Here is a 13,995-nt window from a genome sequence, read left to right on the forward strand (position 1 = left end):
ATAAATTGAAAAAATTCGATACAGTTGAACAAGCAATTAAAGATTTAAAAAATGGCAAACTAATCTTAGTCACTGACGACCCGGACAGAGAAAACGAAGGCGATTTTATTTGTGCAGCAGAATTTGCCACCACAGAAAATATTAACTTCATGGCAGTGCATGGCAAAGGTCTAATATGTATGCCTATGAGCAGATATTATGTGCAAAAATTAGGACTGCCACAAATGGTAAGCCATAACACAGACAATCATGAGACAGCCTTTACCGTATCTATAGACCACCTATCTACAACTACAGGCATCTCAGCAAAAGAAAGGTCAATAACCGCTATGAAATGCGTAGAGGATAGCTCTACCCCTATAGATTTTAGACGCCCCGGACATATGTTCCCCCTGCTTGCAAAAAAGAATGGCGTTTTGGAAAGAAACGGTCACACAGAGGCTACTGTAGATTTACTCAGACTTGCAGGCTTAAAACAAGTAGGTCTTTGTTGTGAAATTATGGATGAAGATGGCACTATGATGCGAACCACCAAGCTCAAAGAACTAGCAGAAAAATACAACATAACTTTTATCACAATAAAAGCTTTGCAACACTATATAAAAACTCACGAAAACTTGGTCGAAGAAGTTAGCGTAGCGAAACTACCTACAAAATACGGTGACTTTATAATCCATTCATTTGTAGATAAAATCCATGGTCAAGAGCATGTGGCGTTAGTAAAAGGTGAAATTGGTGACGGAGAAAATTTACTTACTAGAGTTCACTCAGAATGTCTAACAGGAGATGCCTTTGGCTCTCTCAGATGCGACTGCGGAGACCAGCTAGCTACAGCACTTAGAAAAATAGAAAAAGAAAAAAGAGGCGTGGTGCTTTACATGAGGCAAGAGGGCAGAGGCATAGGTCTAGTCAATAAATTAAAAGCCTACGCACTACAAGACGATGGTATGGATACATTAGAGGCTAATGTCGCCTTAGGCTTTAAGCCTGACGAAAGAGAATACTATATAGGAGCTCAGATACTTAGAGACTTGGGTGCAAAAACATTAAAGCTAATGACTAATAATCCTGATAAAATATACCAGTTGGAAGACTACGGCATAAAAATTGTTGAAAGAGTACCAATTGAAATAGACGCAAATGAGACGGATTTGTTTTATTTGGAAACAAAAAAAGAAAAATTTGGTCACTTATTAAATTTAAAAGAAGAGGGAGTAAATTAAAATGAAAAAATTTGAAGGTAAATTAGTAGCACAAGACTCTAAAGTAGCAATAATCAGCACAAGATTTAACGAATTTATTTCATCAAAGCTGGTTGATGGTGCAGTAGATGGACTTACACGTCATGGTATGAATGATGACGAAATAGACATCTATTATGTGCCGGGAGCATTTGAAATCCCTGTCATAGCATCAAAGCTTGCCAACAGCAAAAAATACGATGCAGTAATTGCCTTAGGTGCAGTAATTAGAGGAGCTACCTCCCACTATGACTATGTGTGCAGTGAAGTGTCAAAGGGAGTTGCAAATGTGTCATTACAAACCGGAGTGCCTGTATTATTTGGAGTGCTTACCACAGATAATATCGAACAAGCTATAGAAAGAGCCGGCACAAAATCAGGCAACAAAGGCTATGACTGTGCTATTTGCGCAATAGAAATGATTAATCTAATAAAACAAATATAATTATATTTCCAAAAAATCCCTTGCCATATTTTCATACGACAAGGGATTTTTAAATTTCATTTAACTGGAATATTAACTCTATTTTTTCTTAAAAGTGTTATTTAAAGCATACACGCATAGCACAATAAATGCCATTACTATAAATAAGCCTATCATGCCCTTAACTAATATAGATAAAGCAACCATAAAATTTTCAGGCGTGATTTGAAATACATATTGAGTATCCATCTATTAACCTCCTATTACTTTACAAGTGGACCAACAAGAGTAAGTACAAGACCACCGGCTATAACCGATGCTATCTGCCCTGACACATTTACACCTATAGCGTGCATAAGTAAAAAGTTTGTCCTATCTTCTTCTAAGCCTATCTTATGAATAACCCTAGCAGACATTGGGAATGCAGATATACCGGCTGCACCTATCATAGGATTTATTTTTTCTTTTACAAATAAATTCATTATTTTTGCAAGCATTATCCCACCAAAAGTATCAAATACAAAAGCTACAAGACCAAGCCCCATAATCAATAGCGTTTCAAATTTTAAGAAATCAGTCGCAACCATCTTAGAAGAAATTGTGATACCTAAAAATATTGTAACCAAATTTGCTAAAACTGTTTGTGCCGTTTGAGATAAAGAGTCCAAAACTCCGCAAGCTCTTATTAAATTACCAAACATTAAGAAACCGATAAGAGCAACCGCATCCGGTGATACAAGACCAACAATTATAGTGACAACAATAGGGAATAGTATCTTAGTAGTATTAGATACAGGCATAGCACTATTTTTCATTTTGATTTTACGTTCATGTTTAGTAGTGCAAGCTTTGATAACAGGTGGCTGGATAATTGGCACAAGTGCCATATATGAATAAGCCGCAACCATTATAGCCGCTGTATAATTTGATTTTAGCATATTAGCTACGAATATTGAAGTTGGTCCATCTGCTGCACCTATTATAGCTATAGACGCAGCATCTTTAAGCTCAAACCCGAATAAAGACGCTAAACATAAAGTAAAAAATATTCCAAACTGAGCTGCTGCACCAAATATCATTAGCTTAGGGTTTGACAATACAGGTTCAAAGTCTATCATAGCACCTATACCGATAAATAAGACAAGCGGGAACAGCTCGCCATCAGCTATGCCAATCTCAAATAAGTGATTGATAACCTCAGTTGCACCTGAATTTGGTAGATTGACTAATATTGCGCCAAACCCCATTGGCAATAATAGTGTAGGCTCCATTTCTTTCTTGATAGCTAAATAAATTAGGATGCCACCAATAATCCACATGATTATTTGATTAATTTGTATATTACCAATATTTGCAAAAATCTCTGCCATGGAAAAAAATAATTCCTTTCACTAAAAATGAATATTATGACTAATTTTTTTGTATTATAAAAGAATATTAGTAAAATTGCAACATATATTTACACCGATACTCAAAAAATAAGCACGAACCAAAAGGCTCGTACTTATTGTATATAAAGCTATTTAATTTTTGCTAATTAATATTACATCATAGTTTGAGCTATGTTTACAAATATTGTGATTATTAGTGAGTTTGTAAAGTCGATTAGGAATGCACCAACTATTGGTAATATGAAGAATGCTCTTGGAGCAGGACCAAATTCTTCTTGTACGGATGTCATGTTTGCAACACCGTTAGGAGTAGCACCAAGACCGAAACCGCAGTGACCGGCAGCTATAGTTGCAGCGTCAAAGTCAGAACCCATTACCTTGAATGTTACAAAGTATGCAAATAATGCCATGAATACAACTTCAGCAACTAATATTACCATCATAGGTCCGGCAACTTCAGCTAATTGCCATAGTTGCATACCTGTTAATGCAAATGATAAGAATACATTAAGAGATAAAGTTCCTAGGAAAGAACTTGCTTTTTGGTTAACGTGCCACATTTTTGTGGATTCACCAACGTTAAGTAGTATAGATGCAACTATCATAGCTGTAACATATGCTGGAAGTGTTATACCTGCCTTTTTAACCGGTATAGATACTACTGCACCTATTGCTATTGATATTAGTATTATAGTTAAAGTTTTTAAAACCTCATCAACATTTATTTCTTCTTTTTCTGACTCTAGAGTTACTTCTTGATTTGTATATTCTGCTGCTTTAGATTTAAGATTATTTTTTCTAATTAGTGTAGCACCTATAGGTCCGCCGATTATAGAGCCTGATACTAGGCCAAATGTAGCTGCTGCCATAGCTGCAACGTTAGCACCGTCAAGTCCCATTTCAGCAAATTTAGGAGCAAAGGCTGCACCTGTACCATGTCCACCTGTCATTGTTATAGAACCACAAATAAGTCCAAGTAGAGGGTTCGCACCCATAACCTTTGCAAGAGTAAGACCAATTGCATCTTGGAATACGCAAAGGATAGACGCCAATACCCAGAAAATTATAACGCCAAGTCCACCTTTTTTAATAAGCTCAATACTAGCTGTTAAACCAATAGTAGTGAAGAATACCATCATGAATGGGCTTTGGAAAGTAGTGTCAATACCTAGTGAGAAGTTCATAGTTTGTCTAACAATTAAGTGAAGTATTGCAAATACGAAACCGCCGGCAACTGGTGCTGGTATACAGAATCTTTCAAGAACGCTAATCTTTTTCTTCATCCATACACCTAAGAAATAAACTACCATCGCAACGGCAAAGCTCTGCATTAAGTCAAGATTTAAAGTAGTAAGTCCACTTGCCTCATCCACTTTAATGTTCATTGCTGAGTTATATGTAGCTAAATTCAAACTCTTTAGGAGGGCTTTCACTCCTGCAAAATCTTCGATAGGGTACATAATAAACCACCTTTCATAAAATTACTATAAATATAATTAGAACTGTAGAAAATGTAGAAAACATTTTCTTATATGAAATTATAATGCATTGATTATAAAAAAACAAGAGGTATTTTTTTCTAAATGCTTTAAATTATGAATTAAATTATTCATATATATCTAATATTGCTGAAATTTTAATGAATTTAAACCTAGAAATTTTTTTGAAATTTTTAAAAATTTTGCATTTTTTTGCTTATTTATGGATAATATGAAAAACTTCATTAGTATAAAATTCTTTTTTAATAAAAATTTTATAACATATTTATTGCTAGTTTAAATACTTTTTGGATATAATAACAAAGTACACTTAATAATTCATATCTAGGAAGGAATAACTAATGTATATAATATTTGACTATGATGGTACTTTGCATGACACCATGATAATTTATGAGCCTGCTTTTAGAGCTGCTGAAAAGCATCTTTTAGAAATCGGCAAGCCACTTAAAAAAGAGTTTACAGCAAAAGATATCAGCGATAATCTAGGTCGTACATTTAAAGAAATGTGGGACAAGACAGCACCTGATTTAGATAGCGAAACTAAATACACTTTATCCAAGATTATAGAATTAAAAATGAATGAAATGATTTTGCAGGGACAAGCCAAACTTTACGATGGTATTAAAGAAGTTCTTGAGGAGCTGTCAAAAAAACATACACTGATATTTTTATCCAATTGTCGAACCTCATACAAGGATATGCACAGAGAATTATTCCATTTAGATGATTATTTCAAAGCATATTATTGGGCACAAAAATACCCTGATACCCCCAAATATGAAATTTTTTCACAGTATATTAAAAAAGATTTCGGTGAGCAAAGCTACATCATGGTTGGAGATAGATTTCATGATATTGAGGTAGCTACAAAAAATGCAATCCATTCTATCGGTTGCCTATATGGGTTTGCTAGAGAGCATGAGCTGGATAACGCTACCTACTTTGCAAACAAACCTAAAGATATTCTCAAAATAATTGAAAGTATTGAAAATAAATAAGACATTTCATTTTAAAGCATTCAAACTCTGAATGCTTTTTTATTACATAAATTTTGCTGGGCTAAATCTGTTATACACTCCATATAATTGTTGATTTTACTAGTTAATTGTTGTATAATTTTATCTATATATTTAAAAAAGAGGTAAAAATGAGAGCATTAATACAAAGAGCTGTTAATTCTTCTGTAAGTATAATGACAGATGGAGAGTATAAGTTAAAATCAAGCATAGACAAAGGCTTTGTAATCTTACTTGGCGTATCAAATGAGGACACTGAGCAGGATTTACAAAAATTAGCAGATAAAATAAGCAAGCTTAGAATTTTTGAAGACGAAAACGGAAAAATGAACTTATCCATAAAAGATATTGACGGAAAAATCCTGTTGATATCACAATTCACCCTATATGCAGACTGCAAAAAAGGTAATCGCCCAAGCTTTATAAATGCAGGCAAGCCTGATTATGCAAATATGATGTATGAAAAATTTGCCGATTATCTTAGAAATTTAGGCTTTGAAGTTGGCACAGGTGAGTTTGGTGCAGATATGCTGGTAAACATACAAAACGTAGGACCTACTACAATTTGGCTTGATAGCGGCGACCTAAACAGATAAAGGAGAAAAATTTTGCAAAACTACACAATTGTTGTATATCCATTTGAAGAAAATGCTTATATACTTTATGATGAGAGTTCAAAAGACGCAGCAGTAATTGACCCGGGCGGCTCAGTTAGAGAAATCGAAAACTTTTTAGACAAAAAATCTCTTGAATTGAAATATATTTTGCTAACTCATGGACACGTTGACCATATTTCAGGAGTTGATGAGCTACTAAAAAAACATGACGTGCCTACAGTGATTTCGTCTAATGAAAAAAAATTACTACAAGACTCCACTCTAAATCTAACATCAAGATATGGCTTAAATAGTCCTAAAATTAATAATTTGCAAGAGGTCAAAGATGGTGACGCAATAACCCTTGGAAATGAAATATTAAAATTTATTGAAACTCCTGGACACACAAGAGGTTCAATGTGTATATTTACCGATAATAAGCTTTTTTCCGGAGATACATTGTTCCAAGGCTCAATTGGACGTACTGATTTACCCACCGGTTCTTTTGATATGATGAATACTTCCTTGAAAAAGCTATCAAAGCTTGATGATATCATAGAGGTTTATCCGGGACATGGACAGCCCACTACAATAGGAATAGAAAAAAGAACCAACCCATTTATGCAAGGACTTTAATAAATGGTAAAGATTTTTATAGACAATAAAAAATATGCCCTTGACATCAAAGACTTATACACCATGCTTACAGGAGATAGAAAAGTCGTTGTAAAAGCTTTTGAAATTAAGAATGGTAAAATGTATTTAGAAGATGGTATTCAAATAGACGACTTTAAAAATACAATCTACTTAATTAGAAAATTTGAAGAAAATTTCGTTTTATATCATTACAACTACGATGATGAAAACGAACCGATTTTTCGCCTTACCTACACAAAAAATTACGGTGAAAAAGATAAAAATGTATACAAAAGGTTACTTTTTGATTGTCTGAAAAAAGAAACTAAACTGCTTAGACCAAGCTGGGGCACTCTTACAGGCATTAGACCTGTCAAAATCGTAAATGACCTAAAAAAAGCCGGTTATGATAAGTCACAAATAGACCAAAGGCTAATAAATAATTATTATCTGTCAAACGAAAAAATCGACCTAATCACAAAAATATCCGACAACCAAGAAAAAGCTATAAAGACCCTGCAAAATGCTCTTAGCATATACATTTTTATACCATTTTGTCCAAGTAGGTGTTATTATTGCTCATTTTATTCCAATGACATTTCACTTACCGGCAAATATGCTACTGACTACCTAGACACATTGGAAAAAGAAATAAAAGAAACACTAAAGCTCCCATATTTTAATGGCAAAAAAATATCCACCATCTACATTGGCGGTGGCACACCATCTAGCTTAGACGAAAAAAATCTGACTAAACTATTTGAAATTATTAAAAATAATTTTGATTTAAATAGCATAAAAGAATTTACCTTTGAGGCTGGCAGAGCTGATACCTTAGACGAAAAAAAATTGCACCTCATAAAAAATGCTGGAGTAAACAGAATTTGCCTAAACCCTCAGACCATGAAAGATGAAACATTAAAAACTATAGGCAGAACTCACAGCGTAGCTGAATTTGTAGATATTTTTAAACTGGCAAGAAAAATAGGCTTTGACAATATAAACTGCGATTTAATCCTAGGCTTAATAGGCGAAAGTGAAACAGATATGAAAACCAGCCTGCAAAAAGTAATAGACCTAGCCCCTGAAAATATCACCATTCACACCCTAGCTAAAAAAAGGACAGCCGTATTAAACCAAGAAAACATCGGCTTTGATGACTTTGACATATCACCACTTATGGATGAAATGTCAAATACCCTTTACAACAAAAAATATTTCCCCTACTACCTTTATAGACAAAAAAATATGATTAATAGTGCAGAAAACATCGGTTTTTCCAAAAAAGGCTACATCTGTCTATACAATATAGCTATGATGGACGAAGTGCAGACTGTAATAGGCTTTGGAGCAGGAGCATCGTCCAAAATCATAGATGGCGATTTGGTTACAAGAATTCCTAACTACAAGGACTTATTGTTATATATTAAAGATATCGAAAATATGATACAAAGAAAAAAAGGAGTACTATTATGAAAACATTTCAAAGAGTTACCGGCACAAATGACCTTTTTCCTGAGGACATAAAAAAGTTTAACTATGTAACAAAAATATTTGAAGATGTGTGCAGAGCGTTTGACTATCATGAATACGAAACTCCAACATTTGAGTACACATCAGTATTCCAAAGAGGTATAGGCGAAACCACAGACATAGTAAACAAAGAAATGTTTACCTTTGCTCCAAGAGAGGACTCCGGTGAAAAAGACACCATAACCTTAAAACCCGAAGGCACAGCCGGATTTGTCAGACTATACATACAAAATGGGCTAAACAGCACAAAGCCACCTCAAAAAATATTTTACAACACACCCTGCTATCGTAACGAAAGAAACCAAAAAGGACGTTTCAAAGAATTTCACCAGTTTGGTGTAGAGGCTCTATCCTCCAATTCTCCTACAATAGACGCAGAGGTTATAATGATTGCCTATAGATTTTTTGAAAGATTAGGCATAGCAGACAAAGTTGAGCTTGAAATAAACTCAGTCGGCTCTTTTGAAAGCAGAAAACTTTATAACGATAAATTAAGAGAATTTTTAAGACCAAATTTCGCTCACCTTTGCCCTACCTGTCAGGAAAGATTTGAAAAAAATCCGCTAAGAATACTTGACTGCAAAGAAGATAGCTGTAAAAAAACAACAACAGATGCTCCACTTATGATTGACAACCTGTTTGAAGAAGAAGTTGCTCACTTTGAAAAAGTTAAAGAGCTACTTACATCTGCTGGAGTTAAATTTAAGGTTAATCCACTAATCGTAAGAGGTCTTGACTACTATACCAAGACAGCCTTTGAATTTATTTCAAAAGATATCGGAGCACAAGCAACAGTTTGTGGCGGAGGAAGATATGACGGACTAGTACAAGAGCTTGGCGGACCTGAGGTAAGCGGTATAGGCTTTGGACTTGGTCAGGAAAGATTAATCATGACCTTGGAGGAATTAAATAAATTTCCAGCCTTTGAACAAGACTATGACCTTTATATAGCCACCCTAGGCGATAAAGCTGATACCACCGCCTTTAAAATAATAGATGCCCTTAGACAAAAAGACGTTGTCTGCGACCAAGACCACATGAAAAAATCACTAAAAGCACAAATGCGATATGCAAACGATAAAAATGCAAAATACACCCTGCTACTAGGCGACAACGAAATAGAAACCGGCAAAGCAGCCCTTAAAAATATGGAAAACTCTGAGCAAACCGAAGTGAATATCGATACATTTGTAGAAGAATTTTTGAAGATAATTGGTAAATAATTACTATTATTTATATTGTAAGCAAAAAAGCAAAAGCTACATCAATTTTTGATGCGACCTTTGCTTTTTTAATTATTTAATTCAACGTGAATTTCTATCCAATTTTTTAATTCAACTATAGTTATACCAATACCTAATAAAATCATCAATAAAGGCGGGGTATGTTCATCGAAGGAGATTGTGAGCCACCGCCGTAGGCGAAAAGTGCTCCTAGAAGAATATATCCAGCCATTTATTAGACAATAGTATTAATCACTTATTGATACGAGTATCTATATTAAAAATCACAATGTTTGAAAAAGTGAAGTTGTGCTTGACGTGCGAGATTGTCAACACTGTAAGGTAGCGAACGAAAGTGGCAAAAGAAAAATACAATATCACCTTCAATTAGGTTTTATCATCAAGTATGTTTTAATCGCATCAAGAGACTTATCGCTAATCACGTGCTCCATTTTACAAGCATCTTTTGTAGCAGTTTGTTCATCCACACCAATAGACATCAGCATTTGTGCCAGCACTGTGTGTTTTTCAAATATATTTTTAGCCTTATTATCGCCTTTTTCAGACAGCGTAATATATCCGTTTGCATCGATATTTATAAACTCCTCTTTTTTTAAAATCCCCATAGCTCTACTAACGCTAGCTTTTGAGTACTTCATATACTCTGCTATGTCGACAGAACGCACAATTGGATTTTTTCTAGACAGAATTAATATAGTTTCTAAATACATTTCACCTGATTCATTCATAAAGCATTTCACCTTTCAAAATAGTAAATTATTTCTTAATGTTTTATCACATATAATAACAAAAATCAAATTTAAAAAACTTAAAATGATTTATTGACAAAGATTATCAATTATGATATAAATATAATTGATTAGCTAGAGCCAACTTAGATTGCTATGGACAAAATTATAAAAGGACAGTGGGCAAATATGAATTTAAAAGATGCATAAGATGGAAAAGAATATATCATCTCCGCTATTGAAACTGATGATGAAGAGCTTAACAGTTTTTTATTTTCGTTAGGCTGTTATACCGGAGAGCCAATTACTGTCGTATCACACATTAAGGGCGGATGTATTATTTCCGTTAAGGATGGCAGATATAATATTGACAATCAGCTAGCAGAGGCGATTATTGTTTAGTAATTGTTTCTAACAGCTTTTTATATTTTTATTATTGATTTAGCTAAAGCTAACCCAATACATATAATTATAGTCAAATGATTATAAAATTAGGAAGAAACAATGTGAGAATTGCTTTAACCGGCAATCCAAACTCAGGTAAAACTACTATAGTATAACGCACTTACTGGACGCAACGAAAGAGTAGGCAACTGGGCAGGGGGGTTACTGTAGAAAAAAAAGAGTCACCTATTAAAAAAGCGTTTAGTGACAATGCCGATGTGATAGCTGTAGATTTACCGGGGACATATTCTATGTCGCCATTTACATCAGAGGAAAGCATCACAAGTGCATATGTAAAAAAGGAAAATCCTGATTCAATAATAAATATAGTCGATGCGACAAATCTTAGCAGGAGTTTATTTTTTACAACTTAGCTAATGGAGCTTGGAGTACCTGTGGTTGTAGCACTAAATAAAAGCGACATCAATGAGAAGAAAAATACTGTAATTGATGTAAATAAGCTTTCAGACAAATTAGGATGCCCAGTTGTAGAGACTGTTTCTATTTCACAAACCGGTTTAAGAAATGTGGTCACAACTGCAATAGAACAAGTAGGTAAAATGCAAAAAGCACCTTACATACAAGACGAAATAGACTTAACGGATAAATCGGAGGTTGAAGAAGATGACCGTAAGCGTTTTGAGTTTGTAAATAAAATTGTAGAGCAGGTGGAAACACGCCAAGTCTTTACAAAAGATAAAAATTCTGGTGATAGCATAGATGCTTTTGTCACTAATATATGGCTTGGAATTCCAATTTTTGCGGTAGTAATGTTTTTGGTATTTCAAATTTCACAAGCTTGGTTAGGACCATATATAGCAGATTATCTTGTAGGTTGGATTGAAAACTTCCAAGGTTATGTTGGAGAATTGGTAGCAGATGCAAATCCTTTGCTTTCTTCTTTATTGGTTGATGGTATAATCGGCGGTGTTGGAGCTGTAGTAGGATTTTTACCACACTGGTAGGTATTGCAAGTTCATTTGCATTTGTTTTAATATGGTGTATGGCAGATGGCAGCGGCAGCTATAACAGGTTTTATAGCAAAAGAAAATGTTGTAGGTACATTAGCTGTTTGTTACGGAGTGACAAACTTCATAAATACAGAGGACTTAGAACTAATAGGCGGTAGTAATGAAGTGGCGGACATATTTGGACTTACAAAGGTGGCAGCACTTGCGTTTTTGATGTTTAATCTGTATACTCCTCCTTGTTTTGCGGCGATAGGAGCTATGAACTCAGAAATTAGGGACAAAAAATGGCTGCTTGGCGGAGTAGTGCTTCAGTTTGCAACCGGATATATTGTAGCATTTTTAGTCTATCAAATTGGTACACGAATTACTACAGGAGCTGTTGGAGCTGGACTTGTACTGGGGCTTGTTGCGGTATTAGTAATCGTTGGAATTATTGCTTATTTAATGATGAATTCAGACGAGAAATTGAAAGCAGAATATGCATTAGCTAGGTAAAAAATGGTAGATTTAATTGTGATAGCTATAATAGCCTTGATTATAGGTGGTGCAGGTTTTTATATCTATAAAGCTAAAAAAAGCGGACAAAAATGTGTTGGTTGTCCAAGCTCAAAAACTTGCGGCCCAAGTAATTGTCATTGTGAAAATTCAAATTACAAGGGAATACTTTAGTTATCCATAATTAAAAGGATGCGGAAAAAATACTCCGCATCCTTAATTAATATCTAATAAAATATTTTAAAATAAGACTGTAGGGGCGAACTTTCTTAGATTAGAAGCTTTTGAAGATTAATTGGCATTTATTTTATTAGATTTTGGTATAATATAGCAATTTAATTTTAATATAAAATAGAATGAGAAGATATATGAATACATATGCAATAGTAAATTATTCTCAAAAAGATGAGGTGTTTTCGGGTATAAACATCATTTATCACAACATACATACAAAGACGATGGAGCTTGAGCTTTCAGATAAAAGCAAAAAAAATGCCTTTTCCATATTTCACTGTCGTGAAGGCAGGATGGAGTGTAAAATTGGCGGGGATTTTTGTTATGTTTCACCGGGAGATTTGATGATAGCAAAAACTTCAATGCTTGATAAGACTGCACAATTTCCACTTGGGCATTATCATGGCATAACTATTGATATAGATGTGGACTTAGCACCTGAATGTTTTTCATGTTTTATAAAAGACGTAGCAGTGCAGCCAGCATTTATAATAGATAAATTTTGCCATGAAAAAGCATATTTTATAGCTAGGTCTAATCAGAGCTTTGAGCATATATTTTCAGAGCTTTATACAGTACCAAGCGAAATAAAACAGGGGTATTTCAAGATAAAAATATTAGAACTGATGCTATTTTTAAGCGTATTTGAAAATAGAGATGAGTCCTTGTCAAGATTTATTTCTCCATACAAGGTTGTGCTTGCAAAAAAAGTTTGTGATTTTTTAACAGAAAATATGAATGAAAAATTTACCCTTGAGCAGATGGCACAAAAATTTAACACATCTGCTACAAACATAAAAACTGCTGTAAAAGCAGTCTATGGAGTACCTTTTTACGCATTTACAAAATCACAAAAAATGGAGTCGGCAGCTTATATGTTAGAATATACAGATAAGACAATAATGCAAATCGCAGGAGAACATGGATATGACAACAGCAGTAAATTTGCGAATGCTTTTCGCTCAGTAAAAGGAGTAGCACCAATGGAGTATAGACAGATTAATCAAAAAAACAAATGAGAATTATTATTAATTGCCAAAATGGATTGTCCTTCACCTTTTTAGAGTGGAGGGCAATTTTTTTGTTTGTTAAAATATACACATAATGATTGCAAAGGAGAATATATGATTGGAATAATTTTAACTTGTTTGGCAACAATAATTTTTTACCATATCCTTTGTGCGATTAAAAGAAAAATAATAAATTATACATTAAAAAGGAGTATATAGATGAGCGTAGTGATAATAGGAGGGCTAGACAGAATGAATAGCCATTATAAAAATATATGTAAAAAACATGGGTGTAAGTCGAAAGTATTTACCCAACCTCCGGCTAATTTTCAAAACCAAATTGGAAACCCTGACCTTATAGTAGTATTTACAAAAACTGTAGCACATAAAATGCTTGATGTTGCGACATTAAAAGCACAAAGGACAGGCACAGCTATAAAATATTGTCACTCTTCAAGCTCAGGAGCATTGGATGAAGTCTTGTCAGAGCATCTTGCCTGTTAGTGTTATATATAATGAAGTTGGAGGAT

At 34.1% G+C, this 13,995-nt stretch carries 16 protein-coding genes and 1 pseudogene; 13 read left to right on the forward strand and 4 right to left on the reverse strand.

Annotated features, from left to right (window positions below; translation table 11 throughout):
* The first annotated feature begins 5 nt into the window (after positions 1-5).
* The gene (locus BBG48_RS06335; RefSeq protein WP_068913913.1) at positions 6-1,223 is read left to right on the forward strand and encodes a bifunctional 3,4-dihydroxy-2-butanone-4-phosphate synthase/GTP cyclohydrolase II; all 1,218 of its coding nucleotides are present in this window, start codon (positions 6-8) and stop codon (positions 1,221-1,223) included.
* Position 1,224: 1 nt separating this feature from the next.
* Positions 1,225-1,686 (forward strand): 6,7-dimethyl-8-ribityllumazine synthase, encoded by a 462-nt coding sequence (gene ribH, locus BBG48_RS06340; RefSeq protein WP_068913914.1) that lies wholly within the window; start codon positions 1,225-1,227, stop codon positions 1,684-1,686.
* Between the two features lie 78 nt (positions 1,687-1,764).
* Here the strand turns inward: ribH and BBG48_RS11150 are convergent, their stop codons facing one another.
* The 3 genes from BBG48_RS11150 to gltS all read right to left on the reverse strand — a co-directional run bounded on the left by BBG48_RS11150 (position 1,765) and on the right by gltS (position 4,516).
* The gene (locus tag BBG48_RS11150) at positions 1,765-1,914 is read right to left on the reverse strand and encodes a hypothetical protein (RefSeq protein ID WP_185959825.1); all 150 of its coding nucleotides are present in this window, start codon (positions 1,912-1,914) and stop codon (positions 1,765-1,767) included.
* Positions 1,915-1,928: 14 nt separating this feature from the next.
* Positions 1,929-3,035, reverse strand: coding sequence for a sodium ion-translocating decarboxylase subunit beta (locus tag BBG48_RS06345; RefSeq protein ID WP_068913915.1), 1,107 nt, complete (start codon positions 3,033-3,035; stop codon positions 1,929-1,931).
* A gap of 173 nt (positions 3,036-3,208) precedes the next feature.
* Positions 3,209-4,516: a sodium/glutamate symporter gene (gene gltS / locus BBG48_RS06350; RefSeq protein ID WP_094754480.1), complete on the reverse strand. Its 1,308-nt coding sequence runs from the start codon at positions 4,514-4,516 to the stop codon at positions 3,209-3,211.
* A 380-nt stretch (positions 4,517-4,896) separates the two neighbouring features.
* On the opposite strand from gltS, the gene BBG48_RS06355 reads away from it, so the two are divergent.
* From BBG48_RS06355 to hisS, 5 genes are all read left to right on the forward strand, one after another.
* Complete coding sequence (locus tag BBG48_RS06355; RefSeq protein WP_068913917.1) at positions 4,897-5,556, forward strand: HAD family hydrolase; 660 nt, start codon at positions 4,897-4,899, stop codon at positions 5,554-5,556.
* A 149-nt stretch (positions 5,557-5,705) separates the two neighbouring features.
* On the forward strand, positions 5,706-6,170 hold the full coding sequence (dtd, locus tag BBG48_RS06360; protein WP_068913918.1) for a D-aminoacyl-tRNA deacylase: 465 nt from the start codon (positions 5,706-5,708) through the stop codon (positions 6,168-6,170).
* Between the two features lie 12 nt (positions 6,171-6,182).
* Positions 6,183-6,806 (forward strand): MBL fold metallo-hydrolase, encoded by a 624-nt coding sequence (locus BBG48_RS06365; RefSeq protein WP_068913919.1) that lies wholly within the window; start codon positions 6,183-6,185, stop codon positions 6,804-6,806.
* 3 nt (positions 6,807-6,809) lie between these two features.
* Positions 6,810-8,282 carry a coproporphyrinogen dehydrogenase HemZ gene (gene hemZ / locus BBG48_RS06370; RefSeq protein ID WP_068913920.1) on the forward strand — a complete coding sequence of 491 codons (1,473 nt, stop codon included), beginning with the start codon at positions 6,810-6,812 and terminating at the stop codon, positions 8,280-8,282.
* Positions 8,279-9,562 carry a histidine--tRNA ligase gene (hisS, locus tag BBG48_RS06375; RefSeq protein WP_068913921.1) on the forward strand — a complete coding sequence of 428 codons (1,284 nt, stop codon included), beginning with the start codon at positions 8,279-8,281 and terminating at the stop codon, positions 9,560-9,562. The genes hemZ and hisS overlap by 4 nt, the downstream gene beginning before the upstream one ends.
* 383 nt (positions 9,563-9,945) lie before the next feature.
* On the opposite strand, the gene BBG48_RS06380 is transcribed toward hisS, so the two are convergent.
* Positions 9,946-10,311 (reverse strand): metal-dependent transcriptional regulator, encoded by a 366-nt coding sequence (locus BBG48_RS06380; RefSeq protein ID WP_116170945.1) that lies wholly within the window; start codon positions 10,309-10,311, stop codon positions 9,946-9,948.
* Positions 10,312-10,536: 225 nt separating this feature from the next.
* Here BBG48_RS06380 and BBG48_RS06385 point away from each other — a divergent pair, with 225 nt between their 5' ends.
* The 6 genes and pseudogenes from BBG48_RS06385 to BBG48_RS06405 all read left to right on the forward strand — a co-directional run bounded on the left by BBG48_RS06385 (position 10,537) and on the right by BBG48_RS06405 (position 13,969).
* Complete coding sequence (locus BBG48_RS06385; protein ID WP_274541881.1) at positions 10,537-10,713, forward strand: FeoA family protein; 177 nt, start codon at positions 10,537-10,539, stop codon at positions 10,711-10,713.
* Positions 10,714-10,904: 191 nt separating this feature from the next.
* Positions 10,905-11,720, forward strand: a pseudogene (locus BBG48_RS11475) (FeoB small GTPase domain-containing protein).
* Positions 11,721-11,765: 45 nt separating this feature from the next.
* Positions 11,766-12,221, forward strand: coding sequence for a hypothetical protein (locus tag BBG48_RS11480; RefSeq protein WP_330410358.1), 456 nt, complete (start codon positions 11,766-11,768; stop codon positions 12,219-12,221).
* Between the two features lie 3 nt (positions 12,222-12,224).
* Entirely contained in the window at positions 12,225-12,395 is a 171-nt protein-coding gene (locus tag BBG48_RS06395) for a FeoB-associated Cys-rich membrane protein (RefSeq protein ID WP_116170946.1), read from the forward strand.
* 194 nt (positions 12,396-12,589) lie between these two features.
* Complete coding sequence (locus BBG48_RS06400) at positions 12,590-13,474, forward strand: helix-turn-helix domain-containing protein (protein WP_068913923.1); 885 nt, start codon at positions 12,590-12,592, stop codon at positions 13,472-13,474.
* A gap of 210 nt (positions 13,475-13,684) precedes the next feature.
* Positions 13,685-13,969, forward strand: a complete 285-nt coding sequence (locus tag BBG48_RS06405; RefSeq protein WP_068913924.1) for a DUF2325 domain-containing protein — start codon at positions 13,685-13,687, stop codon at positions 13,967-13,969.
* The last annotated feature ends 26 nt before the right edge of the window (positions 13,970-13,995 follow it).

Source organism: Criibacterium bergeronii, from assembly GCF_001693775.2.
In the GTDB taxonomy this organism is placed as follows: Bacteria; Bacillota; Clostridia; order Peptostreptococcales; family Filifactoraceae; genus Peptoanaerobacter; species Peptoanaerobacter bergeronii.

Excerpts from the sequence above, each read along its gene's own strand:
- ribH (WP_068913914.1), top strand. The coding sequence starts at position 1,225 with ATGAAAAAATTTGAAGGTAAATTAGTAGCACAAGACTCTAAAGTAGCA.
- BBG48_RS11150 (WP_185959825.1), bottom strand. The coding sequence starts at position 1,914 with ATGGATACTCAATATGTATTTCAAATCACGCCTGAAAATTTTATGGTT.
- BBG48_RS06345 (WP_068913915.1), bottom strand. The coding sequence starts at position 3,035 with ATGGCAGAGATTTTTGCAAATATTGGTAATATACAAATTAATCAAATA.
- gltS (WP_094754480.1), bottom strand. The coding sequence starts at position 4,516 with ATGTACCCTATCGAAGATTTTGCAGGAGTGAAAGCCCTCCTAAAGAGT.
- BBG48_RS06355 (WP_068913917.1), top strand. The coding sequence starts at position 4,897 with ATGTATATAATATTTGACTATGATGGTACTTTGCATGACACCATGATA.
- dtd (WP_068913918.1), top strand. The coding sequence starts at position 5,706 with ATGAGAGCATTAATACAAAGAGCTGTTAATTCTTCTGTAAGTATAATG.
- hemZ (WP_068913920.1), top strand. The coding sequence starts at position 6,810 with ATGGTAAAGATTTTTATAGACAATAAAAAATATGCCCTTGACATCAAA.
- hisS (WP_068913921.1), top strand. The coding sequence starts at position 8,279 with ATGAAAACATTTCAAAGAGTTACCGGCACAAATGACCTTTTTCCTGAG.
- BBG48_RS06380 (WP_116170945.1), bottom strand. The coding sequence starts at position 10,311 with ATGAATGAATCAGGTGAAATGTATTTAGAAACTATATTAATTCTGTCT.
- BBG48_RS11480 (WP_330410358.1), top strand. The coding sequence starts at position 11,766 with ATGGCAGCGGCAGCTATAACAGGTTTTATAGCAAAAGAAAATGTTGTA.
- BBG48_RS06395 (WP_116170946.1), top strand. The coding sequence starts at position 12,225 with ATGGTAGATTTAATTGTGATAGCTATAATAGCCTTGATTATAGGTGGT.
- BBG48_RS06400 (WP_068913923.1), top strand. The coding sequence starts at position 12,590 with ATGAATACATATGCAATAGTAAATTATTCTCAAAAAGATGAGGTGTTT.
- BBG48_RS06405 (WP_068913924.1), top strand. The coding sequence starts at position 13,685 with ATGAGCGTAGTGATAATAGGAGGGCTAGACAGAATGAATAGCCATTAT.